At 70.0% G+C, this 9,786-nt stretch carries 4 protein-coding genes, 1 tRNA gene and 1 rRNA gene; 5 read left to right on the top strand and 1 reads right to left on the bottom strand.

The features are described 5' to 3' along the window. The 3 genes from rrf to AC07DU_RS24385 all read left to right on the top strand — a co-directional run. A 5S ribosomal RNA gene (gene rrf / locus AC07DU_RS24395) occupies positions 1–93 on the top strand; the annotation flags it as partial. A 5-nt stretch (positions 94–98) separates the two neighbouring features. Beyond that, positions 99–174, top strand: a tRNA-Thr gene (locus tag AC07DU_RS24390). Positions 175–374: 200 nt separating this feature from the next. Beyond that, positions 375–614, top strand: a complete 240-nt coding sequence (locus tag AC07DU_RS24385) for a hypothetical protein (protein WP_360905332.1) — start codon at positions 375–377, stop codon at positions 612–614. Between the two features lie 20 nt (positions 615–634). Here the strand turns inward: AC07DU_RS24385 and AC07DU_RS24380 are convergent, their stop codons facing one another. Continuing rightward, positions 635–3,196: a SpoIIE family protein phosphatase gene (locus AC07DU_RS24380; RefSeq protein ID WP_479032549.1), complete on the bottom strand. Its 2,562-nt coding sequence runs from the start codon at positions 3,194–3,196 to the stop codon at positions 635–637. Positions 3,197–3,388: 192 nt separating this feature from the next. Between AC07DU_RS24380 and AC07DU_RS24375 the strand changes: the two genes are divergently transcribed. Together AC07DU_RS24375 and AC07DU_RS24370 are read left to right on the top strand one after the other, a co-directional pair. Further along, positions 3,389–8,926, top strand: coding sequence for a HAMP domain-containing protein (locus tag AC07DU_RS24375; RefSeq protein WP_479113553.1), 5,538 nt, complete (start codon positions 3,389–3,391; stop codon positions 8,924–8,926). 298 nt (positions 8,927–9,224) lie between these two features. Then, positions 9,225–9,786: response regulator (locus tag AC07DU_RS24370; RefSeq protein ID WP_479113550.1), on the top strand; the 562-nt coding region annotated here is incomplete at its 3' end.

The raw sequence follows: 9,786 nt of genomic DNA, 5'->3' as shown, positions 1-9,786 counted from the left end.
ACGCCCGGTTACATTCCGAACCCGGAAGCTAAGCCTTTCAGCGCCGATGGTACTGCAGGGGGGACCCTGTGGGAGAGTAGGACGCCGCCGAACAACCCGCCCTTTTAGCTCAGTCGGTAGAGCGTCTCCATGGTAAGGAGAAGGTCAACGGTTCGATTCCGTTAAAGGGCTCCACATGAAAAGGCCCCCGCCTCTGGCGGGGGCCTTTTTTGCGTTGTGCCAAGTTTCGCGTCGTGTCAAGTCCCGACTTCTCGGGCCGTGACCGGGGACCGCTGCCCGGGGCGCAATGGGATCACGGATGACGGAACGGGGAGGCGGACGCCTCCTCGCCTCATCCGCAGTTCGACACCTCGACCTGCGGAAGGACCGCTCTCATGACCCTCGCAACGATCCGACGCCGCCTGTTCGTGCTCGTGACGCCCCGGCAGCAGGCCGCTGACGTCCTGCCACCCATGCCGCCCCCGAGACCGCCCTCGGCCTCCGCCTCGTCCGTAGCGGCGGGTCAGAGCGCCGTACCGGCACCCGCCGACGCGATCCTCGACGAGGGCAGGACCTCCTGGGCCGCTGAGATGGCGTCCCCGTCCTTCATGATCTTGGCGGCGCGGCTCCGGTAGGAGCGGCCCGGGCGCTGGGCTCAGTCGCCTTCGCGCTGGTGCGGGACGCGGAAGGCCAGGATGGCCATGTCGTCCGAGGCGGGTTCGGCCGCGAAGCGTTCCACCGCGCGCAGGACGCGGGAGGCGACCGCGCCGGCGGTGAGGCCCGTACAAGTGGTCAGGACCTCCGCGAGGCCGTCGTCACCGAGCATGCGGGTGCCCTCGCGGCGTTCCGTCACCCCGTCCGTCACGCACAGCAGGACGTCGCCGGGGTGCAGGGTGAGGGTCTGCTCGTAGAGGGACAGGTCCTCCAGGACGCCGAGCAGCGGCTGGGGCTCGGCGGCCGCCTCGACCACGCCGTTCGGGCGCAGCCGCAAGGGCAGCGGGTGGCCCGCGCAGACGACCTTCATCAGGGCGCCTCCCTCGGGCTGGGGGTGGAGCTCGCCGTAGAGGAGGGTGAGGAAGCGGCTGCGGGCGCCCTCGTCGAGGATGGCCGCGTTGAGGCGTTCCAGGACCGCCGGGCCGCCGAGGCCCTCGCGGGCCAGCAGGCGCAGGGCGTGGCGGGCGAGGCCGGTGACGGCGGCCGCCTCGGGGCCCGTACCGCAGACGTCGCCGATGGCGAAGCCGTACACCCCCTCGCGGATCGGGAAGACGTCGTAGAAGTCGCCGCCCACCTCGTTGCCCTCGCCGGCCGCGCGGTAGATGACCTCGACCTCCATGCCGGGGACGGCGGGGGAGCCGGGCGGCAGCAGGCTGCGCTGGAGGGAGCGGCTGATGGCGGTGCGCTCGGAGTAGAGGCGGGCGTTGTCGAGGGCCAGGGCCGCCCTGCGGGAGAGGTCCTCCGCGAGTTCGAGGATCTCCTGGCGGAAGTGCTCCTCCCGCGGCTTGCCGAGGGTGAGCATGCCGATCACGCGGTTGCGGGCCAGGAGGGGCAGGACGACCGTCTCGCCGCCGACGGCGAGCGCGGCCTCGGACCAGGGGCGGGCGCCGGCCTCGCGGACCGGTTCGGGCGGGCTGACCTGGGAGAGGAGGTCCTTCAGAACGTCGATGCGCTCTTCGTCCTCGTGCAGGACGTAGGAGAGGTACGGGTCGGAGGACGGGTCGGCGATGGTGTAGACGGCGCACCAGGTCGCGAGGGTCGGGACGGTCATCTGGGCCATGAGGGCCAGGGTCTGGTCCCGGTCGAGGGTGCCGGCCAGCAGGTCGGAGGCCTCGACGAGGAAGGACAGGGAGCCGCGGCGCAGGCGTTCCAGTTCGCCGAGGCGGGCGGATTCGACGGCCAGGGCGATGCGGTCGGCGGCGAACTGGAGGTGCAGGGCCTCTTCGTTCGTGTAGCGGCCCGGGGTCTCGGCGGCGACGCCGAGGGAGCCGGTGAGCCGGCCCTCCACCTTGAGGGGGACAGTGACCGCGGAGCGCATGCCGGTGGACTCCAGGAGCGGGACGGCTCCGGGGACGGCGGTGAGGTCGTCGTGGACGGCGGGCATGCGGGCGGAGCCGTACCGGTTGGTGCCGGCTTCGACGGGGACGCGGGCGAAGCGCTGGCGGGTGGAGGGCAGGCCCGTGGTGGCGCGCACCTCCAGCTCGGTCTCGTCGTCGGTGGCGAGCAGCAGGAAGGCGGCGTCGGCGTCGAGGAGGTCGCGGGCCCGTTCGACGGTGCGCTGGAGGAGTCCGTCGAGGTCGTCGGGGGCGGGGGAGCCGATGAAGACCTCGAAGGGGTCCGTGGGGCGCGGGTCGCCGAAGTGGCCGCTGTCGGTGCTGGGGACCCGTGCGGGGCTCTGGAGGAGGGCGCGCTCGTCGTCGTGGACGAGGAGGCAGACGATGGACGGCTCGCCGTGGGCGTCGCGGACCCGCAGGTGGGAGGCGTAGACGGGGATCACGCGGCCGTCGGAGCCGCGTACGCCGTAGCTGCCCTCCCAGCGGGACAGGCGCAGCGCCTCGGCGATGCCGGTGCCGGTGCCGGGCGTCTGGGGCCAGGCGGCGAGCTCGGCGAGCTGGCGGCCCACGACCTTCTGCGCGGCGTAGCCGAAGATGTGCTCCGCGTCCTCGTTCCAGGCGGAGATGGAGTCGGCCGAGTCGATCTGGAGGACGGCGACGCGGACGCGGCTGTCGGCGAGGGGGAGCAGCTGGTCCGGGACGACTGGGCCCGCGGAGCGGGTACCGACCGGCCGGTCCGGGAGGTCGAGGCGGAACCACACGTGCTTGTGGGTGGCCGTGTACTCGACGCCCCAGCGGGTGGCGAGAGCGGCGCAGAGCATCAGGCCGCGGCCGTTCTCGCGCTCGGCGTCGGCGTACGGGCGGTCGCCGGGGGGCCGGAGGGGGAGCTCGCGCTCCGGGTACCGGTCGGCGACCTCCACGCGTACGCCGCCCTCGGAGCGCAGGCACAGGACCTCGGCCTGGGTTCCGGCGTGGACCACGGCATTGGTGACGAGCTCGCTGGTGAGGACCACCGCGTCGTCGACGATGTCCGCGAAGCCCCAGCCTTGCAGGGTGTCGCGGACGAACGCGCGAGCTGCGGCGACCGAACGCCCGAGGGGGTCGAAACTGGCAGCCGCCCGTGCCGTGATCACAAGTCTCCTTCGACGCGGTTGGACATCGGGTGCCAGGTTACTTACCTTCGCGGTCGGCGTGGTGCCGTCGTCGGGGAATCCACCCACGGGATGCGGCGGGTGTGCGATGGTGCCGAAGTGTTATGGCCGGGTTCGGCCAGGGTGAAACACTGGGCAGGCTTGGAGAACCGGGTTGTGAGGATTCAAGTGTCCGGTGGAACAGTGGTCGACCCTTTCGGGAGGGACACGGTGGAGTCTGGCGCAGCGGTGCGGCGTACGGGAACGCGGCCGAAGGGCGGACGTTCCCGGCGCGGTGGGACGACGGAGGTCGATACCGCCGCGCTGAACCGGCTGCTCACGGCCCTGGTGTCGATGCGGGACGGTAATTTCCGCAAGCGGCTGACGGTGTCCGGCGAGGGCGTGATGGCGGAGATCGCCGCCGTCTACAACGAGGTCGCCGACCGCAATCTCCACCTGACCGGTGAGCTTTCCCGGGTCCGGCGGATGGTGGGCCGCGAGGGCAAGCTGAGCGAGCGGCTGGAGACGGGTGCCTGCGAGGGCTCCTGGGCCGCCGCGATCGACGCCTCGAACCAGCTGGTGGACGACCTGGCCCGGCCGGTGTCCGAGGTGGGCCGGGTGCTGTCGGCGGTGGCCGAGGGCGATCTGGATCAGCGGATGGACCTGCGGACGCAGAGCCCCGAGGGGGTGGGGCATCCGCTGCGCGGGGAGTTCCTGAAGGTCGGGCGTACGGTCAACAACCTGGTCGACCAGCTGTCCGCGTTCACCGACGAGGTGACGCGCGTGGCGCTGGAGGTGGGTACCGAGGGCAAGCTCGGCGGTCAGGCCCAGGTGCGCGGAATGTCGGGTTCTTGGAAGGATCTGACCGACTCCGTCAACACGATGGCGTACCGGCTCACCGCTCAGGTGCGTGATATCGCTCTCGTGACGACGGCGGTGGCCAAGGGCGATCTGTCGCGCAAGGTCACGGTGCACGTGGCCGGTGAGATGCTCCAGCTGAAGAACACCGTGAACACGATGGTGGACCAGCTGTCGTCCTTCTCCTCCGAGGTGACCCGCGTCGCCCGCGAGGTGGGTACGGAGGGCGAGCTGGGCGGCCAGGCGAAGGTGCCCGGGGTCGCGGGCGTGTGGAAGGACCTGACGGACTCGGTCAACACCATGGCCGGCAACCTGACGGCCCAGGTGCGCGGGATCGCGCAGGTGACGACGGCGGTCGCGAACGGTGACCTGTCGCAGAAGGTGCGGGTCAGCGCGCGCGGCGAGGTCGCGCAGCTGGCCGAAACGATCAATCAGATGACCGAGACCCTGCGGACCTTCGCGGACGAGGTCACGCGCGTGGCCAGCGAGGTCGGTGCGAAGGGTCTGCTGGGCGGTCAGGCGCAGGTGCCGGGTGCGGCGGGGACGTGGAAGGACCTCACCGACTCGGTGAACACGGTCTTCCGCAACCTCACGACGCAGGTGCGCGACATCGCGCAGGTGACGACGGCGGTGGCCAACGGCGACCTCTCGCAGAAGGTCACGGTCGACGTGGCGGGCGAGATGCTGGAGCTGAAGAACACCGTCAACACGATGGTGGACCAGCTCCAGTCCTTCGGTGCGGAAGTGACGCGCGTGGCCCGTGAGGTCGGCGTCGAGGGTGAGCTGGGCGGTCAGGCGCAGGTGCCGGGTGCGGCGGGGACGTGGAAGGACCTCACCGACTCGGTGAACACGGCCTTCCGCAACCTCACCGGGCAGGTCCGCAACATCGCGCAGGTGACGACGGCGGTGGCCAACGGCGACCTGTCGCAGAAGGTCACGGTGGACGTCTCCGGCGAGATGCTCCAGCTGAAGAACACCGTGAACACGATGGTCGACCAGCTGTCCTCCTTCGCGGACCAGGTCACGCGGATGGCGCGGGACGTGGGTACGGAGGGCCGCCTCGGCGGCCAGGCACGGGTGGAGGGGGTGTCCGGTACCTGGAAGGAGCTCACCGACTCCGTCAACTTCATGGCCGGCAACCTGACCTCTCAGGTGCGTCAGATCGCCCAGGTGACGACGGCGGTGGCCCGGGGTGACCTGTCGCAGAAGATCGACGTGGACGCCCGGGGCGAGATCCTGGAGCTGAAGAACACCATCAACACGATGGTGGACCAGTTGTCGGCCTTCGCGGAGCAGGTGACCCGGGTGGCCCGGGACGTGGGTACGGAGGGACGGCTGGGCGGCCAGGCGCAGGTGCCCGGGGTGGCCGGCGTATGGCGCGACCTCACGGACTCGGTGAACGGCATGGCCGGGAACCTGACCTCGCAGGTGCGCAACATCGCGCAGGTCGCCACGGCGGTGGCCCGGGGTGACCTGTCGCAGAAGATCGACGTGGACGCCCGGGGCGAGATCCTGGAGCTGAAGAACACCCTCAACACCATGGTCGACCAGCTCTCGAACTTCGCGGAGCAGGTGACCCGGGTCGCCCGCGAGGTGGGCACCGAGGGCATCCTCGGCGGCCAGGCGGAGGTGAAGGGGGTCTCCGGTACCTGGAAGGACCTCACCCAGTCCGTCAACTTCATGGCGAACAACCTGACGTCGCAGGTGCGCAACATCGCCGAGGTGACCACGGCGGTGGCCATGGGCGATCTCTCGAAGAAGATCACCGTCGACGCGAAGGGCGAGATCCTCGAACTGGTCACCACCGTCAACACGATGGTGGACCAGCTGTCGTCGTTCGCGGAGCAGGTGACGCGGGTGGCCCGTGAGGTGGGCTCCGAGGGCATTCTGGGCGGTCAGGCCCGGGTGCGCGGGGTGACGGGCATCTGGAAGGACCTGACCGACAACGTCAATCTCATGGCCAACAACCTGACCTCCCAGGTGCGCAACATCTCGCAGGTCTCGGCGGCGGTCGCCAACGGCGACCTGACGAAGAAGGTCACGGTCGAGGCGCGCGGCGAGGTGGCGCAGCTCGCCGACACGGTCAACACGATGGTGAAGACCCTGTCGTCGTTCGCGGACGAGGTCACGCGCGTGGCGCGCGAGGTGGGCACGGAGGGCCGCCTCGGCGGTCAGGCGCACGTGCCGGGCGTCTCGGGGACGTGGAAGGACCTCACCGACTCGGTGAACTTCATGGCCTCCAACCTCACCGGACAGGTGCGGCAGATCGCCATGGTCACGACCGCCATCGCCAAGGGCGATATGACCAAGAAGATCGACATCGACGCCCGGGGCGAGATCCTGGAGCTCAAGACCACGATCAACACGATGGTCGACCAACTGTCCTCCTTCGCCGACCAGGTGACGCGGGTGGCCCGCGAGGTGGGTACCGAGGGCATCCTGGGCGGTCAGGCCCGGGTGCGCGACGTGGACGGCACCTGGCGGGACCTGACGGAGTCCGTGAACGAGATGGCCGGGAACCTGACCCGGCAGGTGCGCGCGATCGCGGCGGTCGCCACCGCGGTGACCCGCGGCGACCTGAGCCTGAAGGTCGACGTGGACGCGGCGGGCGAGATCCAGGTCCTCCAGGACAACATCAACACGATGATCGTCAACCTGCGCGACACCACCTTGGCCAACAAGGAGCAGGACTGGCTCAAGGGCAATCTGGCGCGGATCTCCGCCCTGATGCAGGGCCGCCGGGAGCTCGACGACGTGGCCTCGCTGATCATGAGCGAGCTCACTCCCGTCGTCTCGGCGCAGCACGGCGCCTTCTACCTGGCGCTGCCGACCGGGGGCACCACCGAGATCGGGACGGAGGGGGGCGCGGACGGCTCGTACGAGCTGCGGATGCGCGGGAGCTACGCGTACGCGGGCGGTCAGATGCCGATGTCCTTCCGGCCGGGTGAGGGGCTGATCGGGACGGTCGCCGAGGAGAAGCGGACGATCCTCGTCGAGAACACCCCGCCGGGCTATCTGAAGATCTCCTCGGGTCTCGGTGAGGCGCCGCCGGCGCACGTGATCGTGCTGCCGGTGCTCTTCGAGGGGAAGGTGCTGGGCGTCATCGAGCTGGCCTCCTTCACGCCCTTCACGCAGATCCAGAAGGACTTCCTCAGCCAGATCGCCGAGATGATCGGTACGAGCGTCAACACCATCAGCGTCAACTCCAAGACGGAGATGCTGCTCAAGCAGTCGCAGGAGATGACCGAGCAGCTGCGCGAGCGTTCCGACGAGCTGGAGAACCGGCAGAAGGCCCTTCAGGCCGCCAACGCGGAGCTGGAGGAGAAGGCCGAGCTGCTGGCCCAGCAGAACCGGGACATCGAGGTGAAGAACACCGAGATCGAGGAGGCCCGGCAGGTCCTGGAGGAGCGTGCCGAGCAGCTCGCGGTCTCGATGCGCTACAAGTCCGAGTTCCTGGCGAACATGTCGCACGAGCTGCGGACCCCGCTCAACTCGCTGCTGATCCTCGCCAAGCTGCTCGCCGACAACGCGGACGAGAACCTCTCGCCGAAGCAGGTGGAGTTCGCCGAGACCATCCACGGCGCGGGTTCCGACCTGCTCCAGCTGATCAACGACATCCTCGACCTGTCGAAGGTCGAGGCCGGGAAGATGGACGTCTCTCCGACCCGGATCGCGCTGGTCCAGCTCGTGGACTACGTGGAGGCCACCTTCCGGCCGCTGACGGCGGAGAAGGGCCTGGACTTCTCGGTGCGGGTCTCCCCGGAGCTGCCCGCGACCTTGCACACCGACGAACAGCGGCTGCTCCAGGTGCTGCGCAACCTGCTGTCGAACGCGGTGAAGTTCACCGACAGCGGTGCGGTGGAGCTGGTGATCCGGCCCGCAGGCGCCGATGTGCCGCTAGCGATCCGCGAGCAGCTGCTGGAGGCCGGTTCGCTGCGGGAGGCCGACGCGGATCTGATCGCCTTCTCGGTCACCGACACCGGCATCGGGATCGCGGCGAGCAAGATGCTGGTGATCTTCGAGGCCTTCAAGCAGGCGGACGGGACGACGAGCCGCAAGTACGGCGGCACCGGCCTCGGGCTGTCGATCAGCCGGGAGATCGCCCGGCTTCTGGGCGGAGAGATCCACGCGGCCAGCGAACCGGGCCGCGGGTCCACCTTCACGCTGTACCTGCCGCTGCACCCGAGCGAGCTGCCCCCTCAGGGGTACGCGCCGCCCGCGCCCGGCGGTGGCCGCGGCGAGCTCTACCGCCGGTCCCTGGACGGGGCCCGGACCGCGCGGCCGGTCGCGCCGGCCGGGTCGGTGCCGGCCCTGCCGTCGGCCCAGCCCCAGCAGATGCGGCCCGGCCCGTCGGCGGCCGAGCCGGCCGGGCAGGGGCAGGGTGGCGGGTCCGCGCTGTTCCGGCGGCGGCGCAAGGCGCTGAGCGACCTGGAGCCGCGCACCGCGGTGCCCGGGCAGCCGAACGCGACGGGCACGCAGGACGCCTGGTCCAACCCGGAGGAGGAACTCCCGGCGGCGCCGCGCACGTACGACTTCCACGGCGAGAAGGTGCTCATCGTGGACGACGACGTGCGCAACGTCTTCGCGCTCACCAGCGTGCTGGAGCAGCACGGACTGGCCGTGCTGTACGCGGAGAACGGCCGGGAGGGCATCGAGGTCCTGGAGCAGCACGACGACGTGACCGTCGTGCTGATGGACATCATGATGCCCGAGATGGACGGGTATGCGACGACCTCGGCGATCCGGCGGATGCCGCAGTTCGCGGGGCTGCCGATCATCGCCCTGACGGCCAAGGCCATGAAGGGGGACCGGGAGAAGGCGATCGACTCCGGGGCTTCCGACTACGTCACCAAGCCGGTCGACCCCGACTACCTGCTGTCGGTGATGGAGCAGTGGATGCGCGGGAAGTGACCGCCGGGAGAGCGGAAGGAGCCCCCCGGCCGACCGGCTGTGGCCGGGGGCGGTGTGGGACCCCGGTAAACGGGGAACCTTCTGCTCTCCCCCCGCGTTTCTGATAGGTCTGTCCGAGGACACGACCTACGTGCACAGTGACATCCTGGTGACAGGGTGTGGCGATCTCGGGACTGGGGCTACGATGACCGGCACAAGGACGGACGGCGCAAGGATGCCGTCCTCTGGGGCGGGGCCCGGCGCACAGGCCGGAGCCAGGAGCCGGGGAGGCCCCGTGCCGGGGCGAGGAGGACAGGGCATGGTGCAGAAGGCCAAGATCCTCCTGGTCGACGACCGGCCGGAGAATCTGCTGGCGCTGGAGGCCATCCTCTCCGCGCTCGATCAGACACTGGTCCGGGCGTCGTCGGGGGAGGAAGCGCTCAAGGCGCTGCTGACGGACGATTTCGCGGTCATCCTGCTGGATGTCCAGATGCCGGGCATGGACGGTTTCGAGACGGCCGCGCACATCAAGCGGCGGGAGCGGACCCGGGACATCCCGATCATCTTCCTGACCGCGATCAACCACGGTCCGCACCACACCTTCCGCGGGTACGCGGCGGGCGCGGTGGACTACATCTCCAAGCCCTTCGACCCGTGGGTGCTGCGGGCCAAGGTCTCGGTCTTCGTCGAGTTGTATACGAAGAACTGCCAACTGCGGGAGCAGGCGGCCCTGCTGCGGCTCCAGCTGGAGGGCGGCAGCTCGAACGGCGTGGACGGCAGCAAGGAGACGGCAGGACTGCTGGCCGAGCTCTCCGCGCGGCTCGCGGCGGTCGAGGAGCAGGCCGAGGCGCTGACCAAGCAGCTCGGCGAGGATTCGGCCG

The sequence above is a fragment of the Streptomyces sp. NPDC045695 genome (assembly GCF_056432025.1).
The sequence above is the reverse complement of the archived record's forward strand: the minus strand, read 5'-3'. Positions and strand labels throughout refer to the sequence as shown.

What these genes read in the sequence shown, in the direction of transcription:
- AC07DU_RS24385 (WP_360905332.1), top strand. Translation starts at nt 375, where the DNA reads ATGACCCTCGCAACGATCCGACGCCGCCTGTTCGTGCTCGTGACGCCC.